The 20,550-nt window shown below is 69.2% G+C and carries 19 protein-coding genes; 5 read left to right on the forward strand and 14 right to left on the reverse strand.

Translation table 11 applies throughout. The annotated features are described in order from the left end of the window. Positions 1-7 precede the first annotated feature (7 nt). Complete coding sequence (locus ACZ7CF_RS40755) at positions 8-154, forward strand: twin-arginine translocase TatA/TatE family subunit (RefSeq protein WP_360393382.1); 147 nt, start codon at positions 8-10, stop codon at positions 152-154. Positions 155-209: 55 nt separating this feature from the next. Here the strand turns inward: ACZ7CF_RS40755 and ACZ7CF_RS40760 are convergent, their stop codons facing one another. The 4 genes from ACZ7CF_RS40760 to ACZ7CF_RS40775 form a co-directional block, all read right to left on the reverse strand. Continuing rightward, positions 210-368, reverse strand: a complete 159-nt coding sequence (locus tag ACZ7CF_RS40760; protein WP_470372371.1) for a hypothetical protein — start codon at positions 366-368, stop codon at positions 210-212. A 70-nt stretch (positions 369-438) separates the two neighbouring features. Continuing rightward, the gene (locus tag ACZ7CF_RS40765; RefSeq protein WP_360393377.1) at positions 439-1,827 is read right to left on the reverse strand and encodes an aminotransferase-like domain-containing protein; all 1,389 of its coding nucleotides are present in this window, start codon (positions 1,825-1,827) and stop codon (positions 439-441) included. Further along, entirely contained in the window at positions 1,806-2,126 is a 321-nt protein-coding gene (locus ACZ7CF_RS40770) for a hypothetical protein (RefSeq protein WP_360393374.1), read from the reverse strand. The genes ACZ7CF_RS40765 and ACZ7CF_RS40770 overlap by 22 nt, the downstream gene beginning before the upstream one ends. A 55-nt stretch (positions 2,127-2,181) precedes the next feature. Continuing rightward, the gene (locus ACZ7CF_RS40775; RefSeq protein ID WP_470372372.1) at positions 2,182-4,941 is read right to left on the reverse strand and encodes an ATP-binding protein; all 2,760 of its coding nucleotides are present in this window, start codon (positions 4,939-4,941) and stop codon (positions 2,182-2,184) included. A gap of 176 nt (positions 4,942-5,117) precedes the next feature. Here ACZ7CF_RS40775 and ACZ7CF_RS40780 point away from each other — a divergent pair, with 176 nt between their 5' ends. Next, positions 5,118-7,526 carry a hypothetical protein gene (locus tag ACZ7CF_RS40780; protein ID WP_470372373.1) on the forward strand — a complete coding sequence of 803 codons (2,409 nt, stop codon included), beginning with the start codon at positions 5,118-5,120 and terminating at the stop codon, positions 7,524-7,526. An 89-nt stretch (positions 7,527-7,615) separates the two neighbouring features. Here the strand turns inward: ACZ7CF_RS40780 and ACZ7CF_RS40785 are convergent, their stop codons facing one another. Beyond that, entirely contained in the window at positions 7,616-8,623 is a 1,008-nt protein-coding gene (locus ACZ7CF_RS40785; protein WP_470372374.1) for a glycosyl hydrolase, read from the reverse strand. Positions 8,624-8,811: 188 nt separating this feature from the next. Here ACZ7CF_RS40785 and ACZ7CF_RS40790 point away from each other — a divergent pair, with 188 nt between their 5' ends. Beyond that, positions 8,812-9,846 carry a LacI family DNA-binding transcriptional regulator gene (locus ACZ7CF_RS40790; RefSeq protein WP_470372375.1) on the forward strand — a complete coding sequence of 345 codons (1,035 nt, stop codon included), beginning with the start codon at positions 8,812-8,814 and terminating at the stop codon, positions 9,844-9,846. Between the two features lie 13 nt (positions 9,847-9,859). Here ACZ7CF_RS40790 and ACZ7CF_RS40795 read toward each other — a convergent pair whose 3' ends face one another. The 7 genes from ACZ7CF_RS40795 to ACZ7CF_RS40825 all read right to left on the reverse strand — a co-directional run bounded on the left by ACZ7CF_RS40795 (position 9,860) and on the right by ACZ7CF_RS40825 (position 16,096). Further along, the gene (locus ACZ7CF_RS40795; protein ID WP_360393361.1) at positions 9,860-10,483 is read right to left on the reverse strand and encodes a UbiX family flavin prenyltransferase; all 624 of its coding nucleotides are present in this window, start codon (positions 10,481-10,483) and stop codon (positions 9,860-9,862) included. After that, complete coding sequence (locus ACZ7CF_RS40800) at positions 10,480-12,015, reverse strand: UbiD family decarboxylase (protein WP_470372376.1); 1,536 nt, start codon at positions 12,013-12,015, stop codon at positions 10,480-10,482. The genes ACZ7CF_RS40795 and ACZ7CF_RS40800 overlap by 4 nt, the downstream gene beginning before the upstream one ends. A 66-nt stretch (positions 12,016-12,081) precedes the next feature. Further along, a complete protein-coding gene (locus ACZ7CF_RS40805; protein ID WP_470372377.1) occupies positions 12,082-12,978 on the reverse strand; it encodes a phosphotransferase in 897 nt (298 codons plus the stop codon). Continuing rightward, the gene (locus tag ACZ7CF_RS40810; RefSeq protein WP_470372378.1) at positions 12,971-13,726 is read right to left on the reverse strand and encodes an HAD family hydrolase; all 756 of its coding nucleotides are present in this window, start codon (positions 13,724-13,726) and stop codon (positions 12,971-12,973) included. Before ACZ7CF_RS40810 ends, ACZ7CF_RS40805 begins: the two co-directional genes overlap by 8 nt. Positions 13,727-13,731: 5 nt before the next feature. Then, positions 13,732-14,157 carry a PPOX class F420-dependent oxidoreductase gene (locus ACZ7CF_RS40815; RefSeq protein WP_458431559.1) on the reverse strand — a complete coding sequence of 142 codons (426 nt, stop codon included), beginning with the start codon at positions 14,155-14,157 and terminating at the stop codon, positions 13,732-13,734. A 442-nt stretch (positions 14,158-14,599) separates the two neighbouring features. After that, entirely contained in the window at positions 14,600-15,445 is an 846-nt protein-coding gene (locus ACZ7CF_RS40820; RefSeq protein WP_470372379.1) for a helix-turn-helix domain-containing protein, read from the reverse strand. Between the two features lie 6 nt (positions 15,446-15,451). Beyond that, positions 15,452-16,096: a hypothetical protein gene (locus ACZ7CF_RS40825; RefSeq protein ID WP_470372380.1), complete on the reverse strand. Its 645-nt coding sequence runs from the start codon at positions 16,094-16,096 to the stop codon at positions 15,452-15,454. A gap of 515 nt (positions 16,097-16,611) precedes the next feature. Here ACZ7CF_RS40825 and ACZ7CF_RS40830 point away from each other — a divergent pair. Together ACZ7CF_RS40830 and ACZ7CF_RS40835 are read left to right on the forward strand one after the other, a co-directional pair. Further along, complete coding sequence (locus ACZ7CF_RS40830; protein WP_470372381.1) at positions 16,612-17,841, forward strand: helix-turn-helix domain-containing protein; 1,230 nt, start codon at positions 16,612-16,614, stop codon at positions 17,839-17,841. Then, positions 17,841-18,743: a phosphotransferase family protein gene (locus tag ACZ7CF_RS40835; RefSeq protein WP_458431554.1), complete on the forward strand. Its 903-nt coding sequence runs from the start codon at positions 17,841-17,843 to the stop codon at positions 18,741-18,743. Before ACZ7CF_RS40830 ends, ACZ7CF_RS40835 begins: the two co-directional genes overlap by 1 nt. Before the next feature lie 22 nt (positions 18,744-18,765). Here the strand turns inward: ACZ7CF_RS40835 and ACZ7CF_RS40840 are convergent, their stop codons facing one another. Next, a complete protein-coding gene (locus ACZ7CF_RS40840; protein ID WP_470372382.1) occupies positions 18,766-19,254 on the reverse strand; it encodes an NUDIX hydrolase in 489 nt (162 codons plus the stop codon). 447 nt (positions 19,255-19,701) lie between these two features. Further along, on the reverse strand, positions 19,702-20,547 hold the full coding sequence (locus ACZ7CF_RS40845; RefSeq protein ID WP_470372383.1) for a helix-turn-helix domain-containing protein: 846 nt from the start codon (positions 20,545-20,547) through the stop codon (positions 19,702-19,704). Positions 20,548-20,550: the final 3 nt, after the last annotated feature.

Below are 20,550 nucleotides of genomic sequence, written 5' to 3' on the forward strand. Positions count from 1 at the left end.
GTGTGCCGTGCCACTGGGCATGACGGAGATCCTGCTCGTGCTGCTCGTCGTGGTGCTGCTGTTCGGCGCGAGCCGACTGCCGAAGCTGGCCAGGTCCATCTCGGACGCCCGCAGGGAGCTGCGCCGCGGCGGCGATGACGACAGCAAGTCCTGACACGGCACGGCGCCGTTCCCCTCCGCAGAGGGGAACGGCGCCGTGCCTGCTCGTCTCAGGCGCTGCCACCGCCCTCGCCGCCACCGCCCTCGCGCTCGGCGTCCTGCTGCGCCACCGGGTCGGCACCGATCACCGCTGCCGCCGGTCCCGCGGTGACCGCGAATGCCGCGGCCAAGGCCAGTGCGGCCGCCAGAACTGCTTTGCGGACGTTCATGAGAACCCCTCCCCTTCGTTCTTCCTGCGTTCGCCGCGCGGACTGCGCGGGAGTCGTCGAGCGGCCCGCACTACAGGCCGCACGCCCGGTCGGTGACGGCGTGGTCGGCGCGCAGCACGGTGGTGAGCGCGTCCAGTGCCGTGCGCAGCGCCCGGTCGGACAGGTGCCCGTGCCCGAACACCAGTGCGTTGCCCGCCGGGCGGCCGGGCAGGTGGTAGGCCGCCAGCACCGGCACCACCACGCCGCGCAGGCGCAGCTCGGCCTGCACCTGCGCGGCGCGGACGTGGTCGGGCAGGTGCACCACGACCACGCCCGGCACACCCGGTGCCGCGAGCCGCAGGGGCGCGAGAGCCGCGCGCACCAGGACGTCCTTGCGGGCGAACGACCGCTCCAGCCGCCGCAGCCTGCGCGTCACGTGCCCCTCGGCCAGCAGGTGCGCCATGGCGGACTGCGCCACGGCGGAGGGCTGGTCGTGGCCGCGGCGCACGCTGCGCGTCACCTCGTCGGCGCGGCTGCGGTGCACCAGCACGTAACCGACGTGCAGCGACGGGTCGAAGACCGTGCGGAAGTCGCCCACCACCACGACCCGCGGGCCGGCCAGGTGCAGCAGCCTCGGCAGCGGTGCCGCGGACGGCGCGATGTGGTCCACCGCCACCGCCACCACGTACCCGTCCTCGCGCCGGGCCCAGTCGGCCAGCTGGCCGCGGCGCAACGCGGGCAGCACCGCGCCCGCGGGCACCTGCCCGTCAGGTGAGACCACGACGGCCGTGCAGGACGGCGGCACCACACCGGTCCACTGGCCGTCCCGGTCCGCGGGCAGCGCCACGGCCGTGGCCCCCGCGTACTCGACCGCCTGCCCCAGCGCGGGCGGTGCCGGGTCCTGCACCGCGACGCGTCCGCGACCGGCCAAGGCGGCCAGCACGTGCTGCACGCCCTGCGGCACACCGGTGGTGATCAGCACCTCGTGGTCGTCCGCCACCAGGCCGCGCGTGCGGCGCAGGTGCTCGACCACCGCCTGGCGCAGCTCCGGCAGCCCACCGGCGGGCAGGTCGCACGTCAGCGGCGGCTGGAAGCTCGCGTGCCGCCACGCCGCACGCCACGCGGCCAGCGGGAAGTCGTCGCGGGTGGCCTGACCCGGCGTGCAGTCGACCAGCTCGGCACCGGCCTTCGGCGCGGGCAGCGTGCGCACGGCGGCCGTGCGGCCCGCGACGTAGGTGCCCGAACCGCGGCGGCTCTCCAGGTAGCCGCGCGAGTAGAGGATCTCGTAGGCCGCCAGCGCCACGCCGCGCGAGACGTCCAGCCGCTCGGAGAGCGTCCGGGTGGACGGCAGCCGGTGGCCGCTGGCCAGCTGACCCCGGTCGACCGCCGCGGCGAGCTGGTCGGCCAGCTGTTCCTGCAACGGCCTGCCGGTACCGCGGTCCAGCCCGATCGGGACCGTCAGGCTCTCCTGGTCGCGCATCGTTCCCCCTGTCCTGCGAACGCCTCCCCGGCCGCGTCCAGACCGACCCGCGTCGCCTCGACGATCCGCTCGAAGGGCACCCCGGCCCTGCGGAAGGTCAGCTCCAGGTGGTCCGGCGTGCCGCCGCCGAAGAGGCCGAAATAGGTGTCGTCGCCCGGTATCGCCAGGCAGCAGACGAACGCCGTGGTTCCCCTACCAGCGGCCACCACGGAGCACATCGCCGCGGCGACCTCCTCCGCGGCCGCGCCGGGCAGGTAGCACTCCACCAGGAACAGCTGACCCGCCGGCTCCGTCGTCATGCGGTCAAGCCTGCGGCGGGGACACCCCTGCGGGAATCGGGGAACGACCCCACAGTCAGTCCCGCGGCTCCCGCAGGAACCCCAACCGGCTCAGCTCGCGCCGGGTGCGCACACCGGTCTTGCGGTAGATCCGGCTCAGGTGCGCCTCGACGGTCTTGGTCGTCACGTACGCCGCCGCGGCCGCCTCGCGGTTGCTCAGCCCGCCGGCCACGAGCCGGGCGATGTGCAGCTCGGTCGCGGTCAGGCCGTGCTCGTCGTCGCGGCGCAACCCCAGCCGGCTCAGCTCCGTGTCGGCCTCGGCCGCCCACCGGCGTGCGCCCAGCCGTTCGAACTCCTGCCTGGCGGCCAGCAGCAGCTCCCGCGCCAGGAGCTTCTCCTTGCGGCGCCTCATGATCCGGCCGCGCACGAGGTCGGCGCGGGCCCGTTCGAAGGGCATCGGCAGCTCCGGCGCTGCCTCCGCCGCCTCCTGCGCGCCCGCGAGGTCCCCGCGCGCCATCCGCACCAGGGCGGCGGATCGGGCGGCCACCGCGGTGACCCACGGGCGGGGCGCGCGGTCGCGGCGCAGCTCCAGGTCCGCGAGCAGCGCCTCGGCCTCCGCGACCAGCCCCAGCTCCGCGCTCACCTCCACCAGGTCGCCGTACAGGGAGCTGAGCGGGAAGTCGCCCAGCCCGACCGCCGCGCACAGCTCCAGCGCGGCGAGCAGGTGCTCCCTGGCCGCCGCCGGTTCGTGCCGGGACAGCTCGGTGAAGCCCAGCACGGCCCGCAGGTGCACGGTGACCCACGAGTCGTCGAGGTCAGTGGCGATGCGCAGCCCCTCCGTCGCCGCCTCCCAGGCCTCGTCGTGGTCGCCGCGGTGGGCGTCGACGAGGGCGCGGGTGTAGAGGGCGTAGGCGACCCACGGTCGTTGTCCGGTCTGCTCGGCGGCGTCGACGGCTTCCGCTGCCTCCGCGGCGGCCAGTGACCAGTCACCCAGCCAGACGTCCAGCTCGGCCAGGTGCACCAGCTCGTGCACGGCGATCGCCTCGTCGCCCCGGTCCAGCGAGGCGCGGCGCGACAAGGCGAACTCCTGCCGCCCGCGCACCGGGTCGGTGTACTTGGCGACCACGCGCAGCAGGCTGCGGGCCGCCCGCGCGTCCCGGTTCTGGGCCGTCGGCGAGACCAGCTCCGCTGCCCGCCGCAGGTAGTCGTGGTGCAGGCCCAGTCCGGCGAGCAGCTTGTAGTAGGCGCTGCTGACGAGGATGCACGCCACCAGGTCGTCGGGCGCCTCCTCCTCGTGGCCGGTGATCTCGTCGAGCGCCTGGTGGGTGTTGCGGTAGCGCTCGGCGGTGTCGTTCTGGCAGAACAACGACCGGCGCAGGTACGTCGTCGCGCGCAGCACCGGGTTGTCCCCCGCGCAGGCCAGCGCCTCGTCGCTGAGCGCGGTCGCCTCCACCGGGCCGCCGCCGAAGAACACCGCGACCGCGAGCTCCAGCAACGCCACCGCGCGGTGCGGGCCGGCGGGCAGATCGGCCACGGCGGCCTCGAACAGCTCGCGGGCCCGTTGCGCGTCCCCGGCGGAGAACAGGCACTGCGCGGCGGCGACCCGCAGCCCGGCCCTGCGTTCCGGTTCGGTGACGTGACCGGCCGCCAGCTCCCACAGCCGGGCCGCGTTCTCGAGCGCACCGCGCTGCTGGGCCAGGTGCGCGGCCTCGCCCAGGGCGTCGGCCACCTCGGGAGCGGGGCCGCTCGCCCCGAACGCCAGGTGCAGGGCGCGGGTCTCCGGGTCGTCCAGCACCTCCGCGAGCCGCCGGTGCACCCGGCGGCGGCGCCCGTTCGGCGCGGCCGAGTAGACGGCGGACCGCAGCAGCGGGTGCGTGAACCGGACGGCGCCCGCCAGCACCTCCACCACACCGTGGTCCTCCGCGTCGGCCAGCGCCTCGTCCGCCGACTCGGCGTCGCCCATCGCGCGGGCGACCAGGTCGACGGTGGGCTGCGCCAGCGCCGAGGCGTAGAGCAGGGCCTCCCTGCTGTGGGCGGGCAGCGCGACCATCCGGTCGGTGAGCAGCTCACCCAACGCGCGCGGGGTCGGCAGCGGAAGTCCTGGCGCACCACCGTCGTCCAGCACACCGGCGAGCTCCAGCGCGTAGAACGGGTTGCCGCCGCTGGCCCGCTGGAGGCGGACGAGCGTGGGCCGGGGCAACGGCGCACCGACCGCACCGCGCACCAACCGGTGCAGCGCGCCGATGCTCAACCCGCTCAGCCGCAGGTGCACCAGGTGGTCCTGCCCGGCCAGCCCGAGCGGCACGGCACCGCCGTCCCCGTCGCGCACGGACACCACGACCGCCACGCGTTCCTCGGCCAACCGGCGCACCACGTACGCGAGCACCCGGCCGCTGGACTCGTCCAGCCACTGCACGTCGTCCACGGCCAGCACGAGCGGTGCGGCGGCGGCCAGCGAGCGGACGACGTTGAGCGCGGCCAGGCACACCGCACGCTGGTCACCCGCGCCCTCGTCGGCCTGGCGGCGCAGCAGCGCCACCTCCAGCGCGGTGCGCTGTGGTTGCGGCAGAAGCGTGAAAGCGCTGTCCGGCAGGCGGTCGAACAGGTCGACCAGACCGCCGAACGCCAGCTGGGCCTCCGACTCGACCGGACGGCACGACAGGACCGTGCAGCCGCGCTCCGCCGCGTCGGCCAGCACCCGCTCCCACAGCGCGCTCTTGCCGATCCCCGCCTCGCCGGACAGCAGCAACCGCGCGGTGCGCTCCTGCGCCCGTGCGAGGACCTCCGCCGCCGCAGCGAGTTCGCGCTCCCGTCCCACCAGCTGCGAACCGGCCACGCTCCCCCTTCCGCCCGCCACAACGGTAATGGCGCCGGTGATCTGCCGCGCGGATTTTTCGGCGACCTCCCGCAGTGGTCCACCCCTTCCGCGGGGGCAGTGGGCCTGTCCGGTCCGGCGTCGCGCGGCGATCGTTGTGCTCCCAAGCACTTTCGACGCACGAGGAGTGGTGAGCGATGTCTGCAGCGAAGGCGCGTGCCCGATGGGTGACCGCACTGGTCGTGCTCACCGCGAGCGGCCTGGTCACCGGCGCCCCGCCGGGAGCGCACGCCGCGCGAGGACCCGAGGCCTGCGCGCTGAGACCGAACCCGCACGTCTCCGACCGGCACCAGTGGCGCAGCTGCGTGTCCGTCTCGGCCGGGCTCGCCGCCCTGCCCGCCGTGGGCGAGTCCGCGGTGCTGACCGTGGAGGTCGCCGCCCAGTTCGCCCGCCCCGACGTGCGCGTCGAGGTGGACCTGCCGGCGGGCCTTGAATGGGAGCAGGTGCCCGCGGGCCTCGGCAGCCGCCAGGTCACCCCGGCCACGCCCGCCGACCGCGGTGGGGTGCGTCGCGCCGAGGGCGGCACGGCACTGGCCGCGGGCGGCACCCAGCGGTTCACCGGCCGGGTCAGGGCCACCGCGGCCGGTCCCGCCGACATCGCGGTGCGCGCGGTGTCCGCCGGTGACGAGCACTCCCCGATCCCCGCCGACCACGTGTACCTCACCGTCGCCGACCGCGGCGGCAAGTCCTCCCCCGGCATGGCGGGCTCCGCGCACACCACCACCGCACCGGCCGTGGTCACCGCCGGTCGCGTCGCCCCGCAGCTGACCCACCGCCCCGCCGCCACCACCCCCGCCAGGCCCACCGCTCAGGTCGAGGGGACCACCGCACTGGCCGGAACGGCCTGCGTCACCGGCGGCTGGGCCTACACCGACAACCTCGCCGTCGTCCGCAGCTCCCCCAACTACGGGGTGCAGGTGTGGGACCGCGACGTCAACGACGCCCACGACCTGCTCGGCGTGGTCGCCACCGACGGCGCGGGCAACTACTCCGTCTGCTTCGACAACACCGACACCGACGGCGGTCTCGCCAACGGCGGCCAGGACATCTACGTCCGGTTCGTCGCCGAGAACAACATGTGGCGGGTGCAGGAGACCGGCACCGGCACCGTCTACTCCTACGACAGCCCGGTCGCGGCCAACCTCGCCACGGGCACCACGCACAACTTCGGCCAGCTCCAGCCCGGTGACCCGCTGCACCAGCGCGGTGTGCAGGCCTACGACGCCATCAACGACTTCTGGAACTGGAAGCCGGGCGCCTGCTGGGACGCCAACGACGCCGGCGGCGCGACCTGCCCGCGGGTGGTCGTGAACTGGCGCTGGGACTCGGTCACCGGCACCTACTACGACCCGCCCACCCGGCAGATCCACCTGATGGCCAACGACCCGAACTCCCGCGACGTCACCGTGCACGAGGCCACGCACTCGGTGATGGACGACGTCTACGAGTTCAGCCCGGTGCCCGGCGCCGGTGGCCCGCACGGCGTCCACACCCACGGCACCGCGGGCCTGGCCTGGGTCGAGGGCTTCGCCGAGTGGACCCCCGTGCAGGTCTACAACGACCCGGTGTGGAACTGGGCGGACGGCAACTGGATCGACCTGGAGAGCGCCACCTGGGGCTCGACCTGGAACCCGTGGTGGGGCAGCTTCCCGTGGGAGAACGGCGACACCGTGGAGGGCCGCGTCGCCGGCGCGCTGATCGACCTGTCCGACAGCACCGACGAGGCACCGTGGGACCGGCTGGCCGAGAGCGGCCGCAACCCCGGCAACATCTGGACGACGTTCCTGAACCACAAGTCCAACACGTTCGCCGAGTTCTGGGCCCACCGCACCGCCGACGGCTTCAACACCGCGGCCAACGGCGGCCTCGCGTCCCTCTACCAGAACACCATCGACTACACCTTCCGCGACCCGCTGGCCAACAACACCGCGGTCTCCCGGCCGACCCCGGTGCCGCACAACTTCTCCTTCAACACCACCACCAATGCGTGGTCCGTGGTGGCCCTGCGCTCACCGGCGGGCGCCGACTACGACCTGCGCGTGTACGACGACAAGGCCCAGACCGTGCAGAAGGGCGCGAGCCTGGCCGCCGGTGTCGTGGACTTCGTGGCGATCAACTCCAACTCGGGGACGACGCCGCTCGGCGACTTCTACCCGCGCGTCAACGCCTCCTCCGGCACCGGCGGCTACAGCCTGGAGCTGGCCCAGGGCTCGACCACGTTGCCCGCGGCGTCCGCGCAGTCCATCGCCATGTCCAGCACCAAGGTCGTGGCGGTGCGCGACACCAGCCTCACCGCGGGCGTGCCGGTGACCATCAAGGTCACGCCGGGCAGCGCCTCGCAGGACGCGGAGCTGTTCCTCGTCGGTTCGGTGGCCGGCCAGTCCGCCACCTACGTCCGCAGCCGCACCAGTGTCGCCGCCGGTGCCGCGGTCGGCGGTCCCGGCGCGGTGGAGACCATCACGTTCACCCCGCCGGCCACCGGCTGGTACGGCGTGGTGCTGGTGAACAAGGCGGGTAGCGGGACCTACACCCTGCAACGCCTCTGACCGCACGGTCGTGACGCGGGCCAGGACCTCCTGGCCCGCGTCGCCGCCGGAGCCGGCGTCGTGGAGCGCACCGGCAGCACCCGCCGGCGCTACGCGCCCGGGATCGTGAACTCGCCCTGGTTCAGCGTGCGCGGGTGGAAGTAGGCGGTCTGGACCTCCGCCGCCGTGTTGTTGCCGCGCAGGTGCTCCGACCAGATCATGAAGTAGCTCCACCGGGTCTGGGCGTCCAGGAACGCCGCGCTCGGCGCCTTCCCGGTCTCGGCGAGGGCGATCGGCTTGCCGGCGGCGATGTTCTGGACCTGCTGGTAGTCACCGGAACTGGGCAGGCCCTTGTACCAGACGTCGAGGGACACGACGTCCACGTACTGCGCGCCGGGGTAGTACGCGGCCCAGTTGCCGGCGGGGTTGTCCTGGACGTTCCACACCCAGATGAGGTTGTCGAGCCCCTTGCCCACCAGGTGGTCGCGGGTGATCTTGTAGAGCTTCGCGCTGCCCTCCGGTCCCGGCCGGTTGCCCCACCAGTTCCAGGCCTCGTTCATCTCGTGCAGCGGCCGGAACAGGACCGGCACACCCGCGTTCTTGAGCTGCTGCAGGTAGGGCACGACCTCGTCCAGGCGGCGCTTCCAGGCGTTGTTGAGCGCGGTGCCGCTGGTGACCACCTCGGTGAACTGGCTCTGGCCGATCTGCGTCTTCACCCCGCCGTCGAACTGGCAGGTGCTCGGGCCGGTGGGCGTGCACACGTGCCAGGTCAGGGCGACCAGGGACCCGTTGGCCCACTCGACCTTCGCCTGGTCGACCACCCGCTGCCGGTTCGCCACGTCCTCAGGCCGGAACATCAGGTCACCACCCCACAGTCCGGGGTACTGGCCGGTGATGTCCTTGACCTGCTGGGTGTACTGGCCGGGGTTGCTCGCCGGCTCCTTGTTGTGCTGACCGGACACGACGTACCGGCCGGTGACCGAACCCAGGTAGTCGATCACCTGCTCCCGTGACGACCTGGGGAACGCCTGCGCCGGCGGTGACACCGTGGCCAGGGCGGTCAGGACAACAACCAATGCCGTGCCGAAACGCTGCGGCGCTGTCTTCGTGTGTCGCACTCGCTCTCCTCCTCGTCGACCCCGCACCTCGTCGGGCGGGACTGCGCGGTGGCTGCGGCGGCGAGCCGATGAACTAAAGCGCTTTATTTGTTTATCTGGTCGAAGATAGACGCGTTCGCTGGCTATGTCCATCGAACGCTTTAGCTACCTGCTAGGTTGAGATCACCAGCCAACGAGGAGGTCCGGGGTTGAAGCGGCCGACGATCTCCGACGTCGCACGCCGCGCGGGCGTGTCGATCAGTGCGGCGTCGTTCGCCCTCAACGGCCGCCCCGGCGTCTCCGACCGCACCCGCCAGCGCGTCCAGCGCGCTGCCGACGAGATCGGCTGGCACCGCAACAGCGCGGCCCGCGTCCTGTCCGGCGGCACCACGAACGTGATCGGCCTGGCACTCCCCCGCCCCGCCACGACCCTGGGCGTGGAACCGTTCTTCATGGAGCTCGTCAGCGGCATCGAGTCGGTGCTGGCCGCCCCCGGCTACGCGCTGATGATGCAGGTGGTGGCGAACGCCGACGCCGAGCTGGACGTCTACCGGTCCTGGTGGGGCGGCCACCGCGTGGACGGCGTGATCGTGGTCGACCTGCGCGCCGACGACCCCCGCATCCCCCTGCTGGAAGAACTGGCCCTGCCCACCGTCGTGGTCGGCGGCCCCACGGGCACCGGCACCCTCCCCCACGTCTGGGCCGACGACGCCGCAGCCGCCACCGACACCGTCGGCTACCTGGCCGCCCTGGGCCACCGCCGCATCGCCCGCATCGCCGGCCTCCCCGACCTGCTCCACACCCGCCGCCGCGACGAGGCGTTCCACACGGCAGCCGCGTCGTGCGCCCTCGACTCGGCCGACGTCGTGCACACCGACTACACCGGCCTGGAAGGCGCGCAGGCCACCCGCCGGCTGCTCAGCTCCCCCACTCGCCCGACGGCGATCCTGTACGACAACAGCATCATGGCCGTGGCGGGCATGTCGGTGGCCGACGAGATGCGGCTCTCCGTTCCCGCGGACCTCTCGGTCGTGGCGTGGGACGACTCGCAGCTGTGCCAGGTGATGCGGCCGGCGATCACGGCGCTGGCCCGGGACGTGGCCGGGTACGGGGCGCGGGTGGCGCGGTTGATGCTCGACGTGATCGCCGGCGGGGACGTGGAGGGTGCGGTGGAGGTGCCGGCTCCTCGGCTCGTGCCGCGGTCGACGACGGCGTTCGCGCAGCGCGGCCTGAGTCCCCGCTGAGTGCCTGTTTTCCCTATGCCCAGCGGGGAAACGCTCCGGTGTCGAGGTCGAATAGATCCAGTACACGACCCACGGTGTGGTCCACGACGTCGTCGAGCGTCCGCGGGCGGGTGTAGAAGGCCGGCACCGTCGGCGCGATGATCGCACCGTTCTCAGTGGCCGTGGCCATGTTCCGCAGATGCGTCAAGGTGAGAGGCGTCTCCCGCACCATCAGGACCAGACGCCGACGCTCCTTGAGCGTGACTTCGGCTGCCCTGGTCAACAAGGTGTCGCACACACCGGTGGCGATCTGCGCCAGCGACTTCACGGAGCACGGAGCGACGATCATGCCCCTGGTGCGGAACGAACCACTGGAAATCGCGGCTGCCATGTCGGAGGGGCTGTGGTGGACATCCGCAAGCGCGGCGATCTCACGCACCGACAGGTCGCATTCGTAGGGCAGCGCCTTCCGGGCACCGACGGAGATGACCAGGTGGGACGGTATCTCCAACGTTCGCAGAACCTGGAGCAGACGGATTCCGTAGATCATCCCGCTGCCGCCGCTGATCCCGACCACCACGGGCAGGTCGCGGCCGCGATGAAGCTCGTCCAGGTGGCGACGGTGCTGCCCGTTGACACTCAGCTCCCCCATGGTCATGCGAGCGAACCTCCGTTGCCTGCCCGGCGGTCGCCGTACAGGTCGACGAGGACCTTGTGACGCAGCTCCACCGGGTAGTTGTCGGCGAACGCGGTGCTCCGCGACGCAAGTAGGTCAGCAGGGGTCAAACAGTCCAGCACTTCGACCGGGCCGCGTGCGGCCTTGCGTTCCGCGTCGTCGTAGGACACGACCCCCGCCGGGATCCGCTGGTCGGTGACGACCTGACGTCCGGTGGCAGGGTGGCACCGGGTTGCCCAAGCCCACATCAGATCGCGGTGGTCGGACAGCTCGATGTCCTGATCCAGCACCATCAGCCTGTTGATCCACCAGCCCGCGTGAACGGCGCCAGGTGCCTTGCACACCTCCAGCACGCGCCGCGCCAACTCGGACGAGGTCGCCTTGGTGCGTTGCCGCCAGTCCGGTGCAACCGACACCGCGAGCATGGTGCATCCGCTTTCTGGAACGACCCAGGCGGACGTGATCGGCAGTCCGGCTGACCGCAGCTCGTTCAGGAGGACGGCGGCGATGGCGGGTCCGCAGATGGTGTGGTCCTCGTCCACGGGTTTGCCGCCGCAGACGACCGGCAGGATCGGGTCGTTTCGATGAGTGATCGCGGTGATGTGGTAAACCGGGCGCAACTTAGTACCTGAGCCGAGATAGCCGTGGTACTCACCGCTCGGTCCCTCCGGCCAGGTCTCGTCCATGTCCAGGTAGCCCTCGATGACAAGCTCCGAGGAAGCGGGAACGTCGACGTCCACCGTCTTGCACCGCACGGTCTTCATCGGCTCGCCGAAGTAACCACCGAGGAAGTCCGCCTCGTTCACGCCGTCGGGCAGCGGCATCCCGCCCACGAACAACGCCGCGGGCGGTGCTCCCTGCACGAGTGCGAACGGCATCGGCTCGCCTCGCTCCTGCCACATCCGGCGGATGACGTTGTTGTGCTGGTCCCCGCTGACCACACCCGTCATGCGCCGACCGTCGATCAGCATGGCGCGGGCGACCGACCAGTTCGTCCACTTCCGGTCAGGGCTGTTCAGCACGAAGATGCCCAGCGTGTTTATGTATCGGCCACCGTCTCCGACGTGCAGCAGCGGAACCGGCAGGTCGGTCAAGTCCGCGTCGTCGCCGAGCAGGACGTTTTCCTGACAGGGCGCCTCTTGCACCACGACCGGGGCAATCGGATCGTTGCGCAGTGCGGCGGCGAGCTCTTCGACGATGCGCGGACCGGGTGTCGCCGGGTCCAGCCCCAGCGCGACCGCGACTCTGGCCATCCTGGCACCGGGATCAGAGCTGTAGGCCAGAGGAGCGCCGGCCACGCGGTACCCGTCGTGGCCCAGGATGTTGGTGAACAACGGCGCCGGAGCACACGTCTCACTGCTGTGCCGGATGATCGCGCCGATCTCCAGGTCCGTGTCGACCTTCCAGTCGATCTCGCGCAGATCACCGAGCTCGTCCAACACTTCCAGGTAGTCGCGAAAGCTCCTGGAGCCGTTCCTCGGCTCGGGACGGATGGCCACGGCTGGTTCCCCCATCGTCTACAGCTCCAATTTGCGGCTGACCTCTGGACGCCCTGGCAGAGCACGAAGCAATTCCCGAGCTCACAAGAACGGGGTCCACCCGAGCCTGGAAGCTCCGGTGCGGATCGTCTCGATGCGGTTGACGACCTCGGCCAAGGTTGCGGGGCTCTGATGGGCGTTCTGCGCAAGCCATGCGATCAGCTCGATCTCAAGCGCATCCGCCAGCACCTCGTATCCCTCCCAGTCCTTCACGTCGAATCCGTATCCGCCGACGAAACCCCGATATTCGGCTGCGGTGTGCCACCCGAGTCGGTGGTGGTACAAGGCCACGGGCATGAGATCCAACTCCCGTGGTCCTACCGCCAAGGTGTCGAGATCTCCCAGAACAGGTGCTCCACGGTGGTCCAGGAAGACGTTCCACACGTTCGCGTCGCCGTGCACGACGCCTTGAGGGAGGGCGAACGAGAGGTTCTCGTACCTGGCCGCCAGGTCGTTCAGGAGGCCGTTGACGAACAACAGGTCCTCTTCGCTCAGTGCTTTTGCGCGATCGAGGCAGGTGCGTGCACGACGAAACGGGTCGGCGACTGGAAGATCAAGTTCCGGAGGTGCTTCCAGGGCGTGGAGATCGCGCAGCAAGCCGGCCAGGTCAGCAGGGCTGCCATGGTCGTTTTTCGTACTCGCTGATTCCCAGAACGTGACGACGTGCCCGTCCAAGAAAAGGGGTTGGTCGACATCGAGCGCGCGAACAGCAGGAACGGACATCCGCGCGAGCCACCGGGCGGATCGCACTTCCCGGTCCACCTGGGCGGCCTGGGCACTGCTGCGGCTGATCCGTGCTACGACAGAGCGTGATCGCAGCCAGAACACGGCGTTTTCGCCGAGACGTATGAGCTCCGCGTCGCCGGAGTCCAGGTCGATTGTCGAACAAGCCGCCTTCAACACGCCCTGAGCCTGCTGAGCGTCGAACGGGTCATCCATCACAGGTAGCCACCTCGGCACCGATCACTCCGGATCGGACTCCTGCTGCCACGGTCGCGCGGTGTGATGGCGATCGATCGGGGCACAGCCCGAGAGCAGTTGCGAGCTGACGGAGGTCGGTCAAGCCCCCGGTGCCGTCATTGGACCTGTTCAGCCACACACCGTGCAGGCCTGCGGAGTCCGCGGCCTGGGCATCGCTGAGCTTCTTGTCGCCGACGTAGGCGACGACGGCAGGGAGATGCCCCATCTCCGCGCATGCGCTCTGAAAGATCAGAGGATGAGGCTTCGACACACCGGCGGTGTCCACTCCGACGATGCAATCAAACCGCGCAAGCAGCCCGGTGCGGCGAAGTTTGACTCTGGTGTACACGGAGTCGCTGTTGGTCACGATGCCCAGCGGAATGTCCCCCAGTGCCGCCAACCCGTCGAGCACATCGGGAAACAGGGTCAGCGACGCTTCGTAGTGCCGGCGATAGCCCAAGAACCAGTCGTACGGATCGTCCAGCGGGGACAGTTCCAGCCAATCGATCATCGCGGCCGCAAGGGCGGTCGCCTGCCCGACGTAGTCGATCAGGCCAGCGAGATAGCGATCGAAGTAGTAGCCCTGCAACTCACCGAACCTCGCTACCGCGGCGGCGGGATCGCAGGCCACGGCCAAAGACTGCAGGTAAGCGGTGATTCCGCCGCGTTCGGCTTTCCCGTAGTCGATCAGGGTGTCGTCTACGTCGAACAACACGGCTTCGATCATGAGACTTACCGCCGCACGAATATCTTGGAGGGCTCCACCCGCACCACTACCCGTTCCTCGCCGCGCTGCGATGCCCAAGGCTTGCCGCAGTAGGCGAGCGACAGTTCGTCGATCAGTTCCATCGCGCCGTCGGGCGTGATCGTGACCGTGCCCTGTACGTGAACGTAGCTACGTGGGCTTTCGGGATCAAACGCCATTACGCTCACCCTCGGGTTCGCTCGCAGGTGGCGGATCTTGACCCGGTTGCTGGCCGCGGAGAACAGCAACCGACCGTTGTCGTACTTGATCCAGACAGGGCTGGACTGCGGGTACCCGGCCGGACTCACGGTGCTGACCGTTGCAATGATCGGCGCTCGGAAGAGGCGTTCCATCTCGTCAGGCTGCAAAGAGGCGGCATCGAGCTCTCCGACCCCGTACGACGGTTTGGACATCGAACCTCCTGAACCAAGATGTGTCGTCTGCTGCAGCGAACTGTTCGTCCGATGCAGGCAGCCACGATGTGTTCGACTTCCGAGTCGGCCGGCGTGCGAGCTCACCGGTCCGACGAGCGCAATTCGCCTCCTGGAATCACGGCGGTGACAGGGATTCCCTGTTGGGTGCGGACAGTGAACCAAGCGACCCAAGACGTGTCCAGAACTCATTCCAACTCTCGGAACATCTTTCTGAACGAGTCGAGTCCTCACCACACGCTGTCGGCACCCGCAGGTCCGTCGTGTCGCTCATGCGAGTCGGGCGCGGCTAGAAGTTCCTCACAGATTGGTCAACTGTGGTGACTCAACGTTCATGGCCATCGACATTCACGAGGCGTCCCTCGGTCTGGCCACCTGTGCGATCCGCCACGACCGGCCAGGCACGCCGGGTCGAGTGAGTCACTTAGCTGGACAGCTCAGCCGTTGCCTCGGCGATGAGTTCCACCGACTCGCCCTCGTTCAGCGCCAGCGTGCTGAGAGCTTCGAAGTGCCGAACGCACTTCTCCGTCAAGCCCACGTCCTCGACGTACTCGCCCTTGATGAACGACTCGAAGTACGCGACGTCGCTGTGCTGGCGGTGCGGAAAGCTGAGCAACGTGAACGACCCGCCCGTCACCGGGCAGGCACCCGCAGCGCGCGGCACGACCTTGATCGAGACGGTCTCCAGCTCGCTCAGCTCCATCAGGTGCAGCAGCTGCGCCTTCATCACTCGCGGACCGCCAACGATCGTCCGCAGCACAGCCTCCGGGAACACCGCCCGCACGACGATCGGATCTCTGTCACGAAGCCGCCTCGCCCAAACTTCCCTGATCGCGGCGTGCCTCGCACCACGGGCAGGGTCGTCGGCATCCACCACGATGCTCGCGTGGCCGGGAATTTGGAGCAGCGAGGGCACGGCATCCGGCGCGAAGACACCCAGGCCTGTGGCCTCACCCACCAGCGCCGGAAGATCCTCGGCTGGGTCGAACAGCACGACATCGTCGGTGACCGCACGGACCAGATTGGCATGCTGTGCCTGCTTGGCGACGATCTGCCACTCCAGGGCCGGCACCTGGTAGACGTAGCCGAGCGCCATGATGTCCAGGACCGCGGACGGCTGGATGGCGTTCTCCATCATCGAAAGCTTGGCACTGCTGAAACCCACCAAGCGACCGGCCTCGGTCAGGCTGAGCTGCCGTGCATCGCGCCACGCAGCGAGCTGCCGCCCGATAGCGCGTTCGAGCGCCGTGGCCCGGAAGTCCTTTGGCATCGCGGTCTATCCCAGACCTGCCGCAATGCCCAGCTCCTCGAACGAGACAAAGCTGCAATCCTGGAGCACGCGGAACGAGGACGCCGCGACCATCCAACCAGTCAGCGGGTCACCGTAGACGAGGTGCTCGATCTTGATCGGCTGCGGCGCGAACACGCCGGGCCGGTACAAGGTGCCACGGACTCCCATGACGCTGTACTCGCGAACCCGCACTGCGACAGCACCACGACGAAGCGCAGGACAGCGCTGCAACGAGATCTCTGTGCATGGAACGCAGATGGGAGGTTCCACCGACGCCATGTCTTCAGGCCAGTCCGGTCCCTCGGTCTCCCGGTGATCCCGCATCAACCACAGGACACCGTCCGACGTTCGGTCAGCCGGCTCGGCACAGACCTGGCACAGCAGTTCCTTCATCGCCCGTCGCTGCCGTGCCGGATGGACCCGCGCGAAATCGGGTTTGCCTGCACCGTGGCGCTCGGCGACCTTCATCCACAGAACGCCGTGCTCATCGCGGTAGCCCGGCAGCTCGTTCACGTAACCGACTCCGTGGCGGTCGGGGCGCACGACCACGCTGCACTGCAGGTTCTGTTCAGCAGACCACGAGGTTACGTGTGGTGCCACGGTGAGACTGCGCTGGTCGGTTTTCGTCATCTCTCCTGTGCTTTCGTTCGTGCCGCTGGTTCGAGACGGTCGTCAGATCGACGACGAAGTTCGCTGAACAAGACCGCTAACTCGCCTGGCGGCGTTGCCGCTGCAATCGCAGTGGCCGCTCTGCCGAAGCCCGCGGCATCTCGTTCGCGAGCGCACGCGATACTGCCGCCCGGAACGACAGGAGGCCATGCTCTGCCGCGTTCAACTCCCTGCAATCCAGCGCCGAAGTCACCACCACGGCAGCTCGGGCCAGAACCGTGGCCTCCGCTGGCGTCAGATCCACGACAACAACGACCGCCACAGCCATCACCCACCTTGTGCGTTCCCATGGACATCGGCGACAGGTTGTTCACCGCCAGATGGTTCTCTCCAGGAAAGTGGGACCCGAGTCATTCGACCAGAGCATCAAGTGCGCAGTTCGGTCGCAGTCCGTGCGCATCTTGTACGCATATCTGGCTTGACCTGCAAGAATGCGCGTCCGCTACCGTAGGGTGGAGGCGACGGAGAGGACGTCGATGAGCCCAAAACGCGACGCGTTGATCAAAGCGTGCGAGGACGCCGGTTTCACGATCGACTCCCTGGCTGAGGCTTTGGAAGTTGACCGTTCAACCGTCGCACGGTGGCGCTCAGGCCAGAGACCGCAGGCACGGCAACGAAAGCGGCTCGCTACCGCGCTCGACCTGTCGCTTGCGGATCTCGACGCCGTACTCGCCCAGACCACCCCAGACGGCGCGACCGCTGTCTCGGTCATCTGGCCCGCCCAGCCGTCCACTCAGGACACGCTGTTCGCACGTCTCGACCAAACGCGCAGCCTCGTCGACGGCACCCTCTCGAAAGGACTCGGTTCGATGGGACGCCTGGAGCTGATCGAAGAACGGATCGTCGACTGGATCGACAGCTACACCCACACCCCGCCCGCCGAGATGCTCGACGACCTGATGCCGGACCTCCTCGAAGTACGCGAGCTGGCCGACGAGCGGCAGCCCGCAAAGGTGCAGGAACGGTTGTCCACGGCAACCGCGGTGCTCAGCCTGTTGAACGCGGACGCCTTGATGAAGCTCGGTCAGGTCACCCGCGCGCGCTCCTGGTACGGCACCGCTCGTCTGGCCGCTGACGACACCACCGACGGCCTTCTGCGAGCGCAGGTTCGCGCACAGGAAGCAATGCTCCCGTACTACTACGGGCGTCTGGAACGCACCGTCTCCCTGGCGCAGAAAGCTCAGACGCTCGCCGCGGGTGCGGTCAGCAGCGCCACCGCTCTCGCCGCGGCCGCCGAAGGGCGCGCACTCGCGCGGCTCGGCGACGCCGACGGCGCCGAACGCGCGATGGCCACCGCCCAGCGTCTGGCTGACCAGCTCGACACACCATCGACTGACGCCGCGTTCGAGTTCAACGACAAGCGGTTGTTGCTGTACTTGTCCGGCACCCTGACCTACCTCGGCGAGTTCGACCGCGCTCGTCAGGTGCAGCAGGAAGCCCTGCACCGCTACCGTGCCGATCCGACGCTGGTCATCGACCCGGCGCTGATCAAGCTGGACCAGGCCGTCGGCGAGGCTGCCGACGGCGACATCGACGACGCGTGCGCGCTGGCGGTGAACACGCTTCTCGAACTTCCTGGAGAGCACCGGACGCGAATCGTGCTGACACGCGCAACCGATGTCGTGAAAGCCATACCAACACAGCGGTGGCAGCGTCCCGCAGTCAGTGAGCTGCGCGAACTCGTGGCGCCGGTCAGCAACAACTGATGGCGGCGATCCACGAACTCCCACGCCTGACTGAATCCACGTTCGAACCTGATCGCACCGCGCTCGTCGCGGCCGAGGCGAGCCGGCGGGCTGGTCTCGACCCGGCTGGGATGGTCTTGCTCAGGCATCAGACGAACGCCGTGTACCGGCTCGTCACGGCACCGGTGATCGTGAAGGTCCTGCGCCCGAACATCCGGCACACCGAGAACGTCGTCAGGCTGGTGCGCTGGCTGTCCGAGCGGCACGTTCCCACGCTGTCGCTGCTCGACATCGAGCAGCCGCTGGACATAACCGGCTGCGCAGTGACCTTGTGGCCTTACCTCCCCCAGAACCGCGAGATGTCGGCCGGCGAGATCGCTGAGCCGCTCTTCTCGCTGCACAGACTGACAACAGCGCCGATCGAATTGCCGCAACTTGATGCCCTGGGTGCGATCCGGCGCTCCATCGACTCCAGCACGATCGTGTCGGCTGCTGAGCGAAACCGGCTGGAGCGACATCTCAGCGACGTCACCTCTCGGCTGCAGCAGGTCGAGCTCAGCGAGCCTCGCCTCATCCACGGCGATCCCCAGCACCGCAACACGTTGTGGGACGAAAGCGGTCAGGCGGTCCTCTGCGATTGGGAAAGTGCGGTGTTCGGCCCCGCGGAATGGGACCTCGTGACGATCGAGGTCCACTGCCGCAGATTCGGGTTCCCTCCGGAGCAGTACGACAACTTCTGCGAGCGCTACGGACGTGACGTCCGGGAGTGGGACGGCTACGAGGTCTTCAGGGATCTCCGCGAGCTGAGGATGATCACCACGAACGCGCGGAAGTCCGCGCCGGGAACCCCGCAGGCCGCAGAGGTCACACGACGGATCGCTCAACTGGGTGACGATCATGCCCAGCCGTGGAGCATCCTCTGACCGTGGGACGAACCCTGGTCGGTCAGTCGGACAGATGCAGCGGTGCCGCGCTCAGTGCGCCGGCGAGAAGGTCGTCGAGCAGATTCGGGAGGCTGGCAGGCAGGAGCTTGTCGGTGCACTGGTGGAGTTCTGGCGCTGACCACCAGCGGCGCTCGATCAACCCGGCTTTCTCGTTCTCGGTGGGCTTGAGCGCGACCTTCGGCTCGGTGTCGGTGATGCGGCCGAGGAACACGTGGTCCTCGCGGTGGTGGTCGCGGCCCTTGTAGTGGAAGCGGGATTCGCGGATCCACAGCTTGTGGCCCAGCGACGGGATGATGATCCCGGTCTCCTCCGCGACCTCGCGCAGGGCGGCGTCCTCCGGCTTCTCGCCCTCGTCGAGGCCGCCGCCGGGGAGCTCCCACCAGTGGTGGTCGCGATCATGCGGGTCGCAGGCGTGGATGAGCAGCACGCGGTCGTGGGCGTCGAGCAGCAGTACCCGAGCACCGATGCGTGGGCTGGTGGTGGTGGACATCCGGCGGGCGTTCCTCGCGGTCGGCTGACGGGGGGTGGCAGCCTGCGCGGGTGGTGCCGGAGTTCAGAACAGCGTGGGTTCCGGTTCGGTGAGCGCGTCGACCGCCGTGACGGGGCCAGACGTTAGCAGCGGCTGCTGTGCGCTCAGCGCCAGCGTGACGGCGAGTCCTGAGCGCAGTCGTAGCGGTAGCCGAGTTCCGGCTGGCATGCCCAGCTGTTTTCGACCGGGTCAGGGGCGCAGGTGCTGACACAGGTCGGTTAGGCCGTGTCGTTCAGCCAGGCCGGTTTCAACCACCTGCGCCGCGGCCCAAGTCCCTGCTGAGCCAAGCCTCGGCGACGCCGAATGTCTCGACCAAGAGCCACTCAATCCCAGGTTGAAGTCCGCGTCTTGGAGCTGCTCCAAGACGCCAGCAAAGCCGTACCCAATTCGTTCAGTCGAGTGAATCGTTCAGTTGGACAGCTCAGCCGCTGCCTCGGCGATGAGTTCCACCGACTCGCCCTCGTCCAGCGCCCGCGTGCTGAGAGCTTCGAAGTGCCGAACGCACTTCTCCGTCAAGCCCAGCTCCTCGACGTACTCGCCCTTGATGAACGACTCGAAGTACGCGACGTCGCTGTGCTGGCGATGCGGAAAGCTGAGCAACGTGAACGACCCGCCCGTCACCGGGCAAGTGCCCGCACCGCGCGGCACGACCTTGATCGAGACCGTCTCCAGCTCACTCAGCCCCACCAAGTGCAGCAGCTGCGCCTTCATCACTCGCCGACCGCCAACGGTCATCCGCAGCACAGCCTCCGGGAACACCGCCCGGACGACGATCGGATCGCTGTCGCGGAGCCGTTGCGCCCAGGCATGCCTGATCACAGCATGCCTCGCACCACGGACAGGGTCGCCGGCATCCACCACGATGCTCGCGTAGTCAGGAATCTGGAGCAGCGAGGGCACGGCATCCGGCGCGAACACACCCAGCCTCGTGGCCTCACCGACCAGCGCCGGAAGATCCTCGACTGGGTCGAACAGCACGACGTCATCGGTGACCGCACGGACCAGATTGGCATGCTGTGCCTGCTTCACGACGGTCTGCCACTCCAGCGCCGGCACCCCGTAGACGTAGCCGAGCGCCATGATGTCCAGGACCGCAGACGGCTGGATGGCGTTCTCCATCATCGAAAGCTTGGCGCTGCTGAACCCCACCAAGCGACCGGCCTCGGTCAGGCTGAGCTGCCGTGCATCGCGCCACGCGGCGAGCCGCCGCCCGATAGCGCGTTCAAGCGCCGTGGCCCGGAAGTCCTTCGGCATAGC

Source organism: Lentzea sp. NPDC036955 (genome assembly GCF_055608005.1).

What these genes read in the sequence shown, in the direction of transcription:
- ACZ7CF_RS40760 (WP_470372371.1), bottom strand. Translation starts at nt 368, where the DNA reads ATGAACGTCCGCAAAGCAGTTCTGGCGGCCGCACTGGCCTTGGCCGCG.
- ACZ7CF_RS40765 (WP_360393377.1), bottom strand. Translation starts at nt 1,827, where the DNA reads ATGCGCGACCAGGAGAGCCTGACGGTCCCGATCGGGCTGGACCGCGGT.
- ACZ7CF_RS40770 (WP_360393374.1), bottom strand. Translation starts at nt 2,126, where the DNA reads ATGACGACGGAGCCGGCGGGTCAGCTGTTCCTGGTGGAGTGCTACCTG.
- ACZ7CF_RS40780 (WP_470372373.1), top strand. Translation starts at nt 5,118, where the DNA reads ATGTCTGCAGCGAAGGCGCGTGCCCGATGGGTGACCGCACTGGTCGTG.
- ACZ7CF_RS40795 (WP_360393361.1), bottom strand. Translation starts at nt 10,483, where the DNA reads ATGACCATGGGGGAGCTGAGTGTCAACGGGCAGCACCGTCGCCACCTG.
- ACZ7CF_RS40800 (WP_470372376.1), bottom strand. Translation starts at nt 12,015, where the DNA reads ATGGGGGAACCAGCCGTGGCCATCCGTCCCGAGCCGAGGAACGGCTCC.
- ACZ7CF_RS40805 (WP_470372377.1), bottom strand. Translation starts at nt 12,978, where the DNA reads ATGGATGACCCGTTCGACGCTCAGCAGGCTCAGGGCGTGTTGAAGGCG.
- ACZ7CF_RS40810 (WP_470372378.1), bottom strand. Translation starts at nt 13,726, where the DNA reads ATGATCGAAGCCGTGTTGTTCGACGTAGACGACACCCTGATCGACTAC.
- ACZ7CF_RS40815 (WP_458431559.1), bottom strand. Translation starts at nt 14,157, where the DNA reads ATGTCCAAACCGTCGTACGGGGTCGGAGAGCTCGATGCCGCCTCTTTG.
- ACZ7CF_RS40820 (WP_470372379.1), bottom strand. Translation starts at nt 15,445, where the DNA reads ATGCCAAAGGACTTCCGGGCCACGGCGCTCGAACGCGCTATCGGGCGG.
- ACZ7CF_RS40825 (WP_470372380.1), bottom strand. Translation starts at nt 16,096, where the DNA reads ATGACGAAAACCGACCAGCGCAGTCTCACCGTGGCACCACACGTAACC.
- ACZ7CF_RS40830 (WP_470372381.1), top strand. Translation starts at nt 16,612, where the DNA reads ATGAGCCCAAAACGCGACGCGTTGATCAAAGCGTGCGAGGACGCCGGT.
- ACZ7CF_RS40835 (WP_458431554.1), top strand. Translation starts at nt 17,841, where the DNA reads ATGGCGGCGATCCACGAACTCCCACGCCTGACTGAATCCACGTTCGAA.
- ACZ7CF_RS40840 (WP_470372382.1), bottom strand. Translation starts at nt 19,254, where the DNA reads ATGTCCACCACCACCAGCCCACGCATCGGTGCTCGGGTACTGCTGCTC.
- ACZ7CF_RS40845 (WP_470372383.1), bottom strand. Translation starts at nt 20,547, where the DNA reads ATGCCGAAGGACTTCCGGGCCACGGCGCTTGAACGCGCTATCGGGCGG.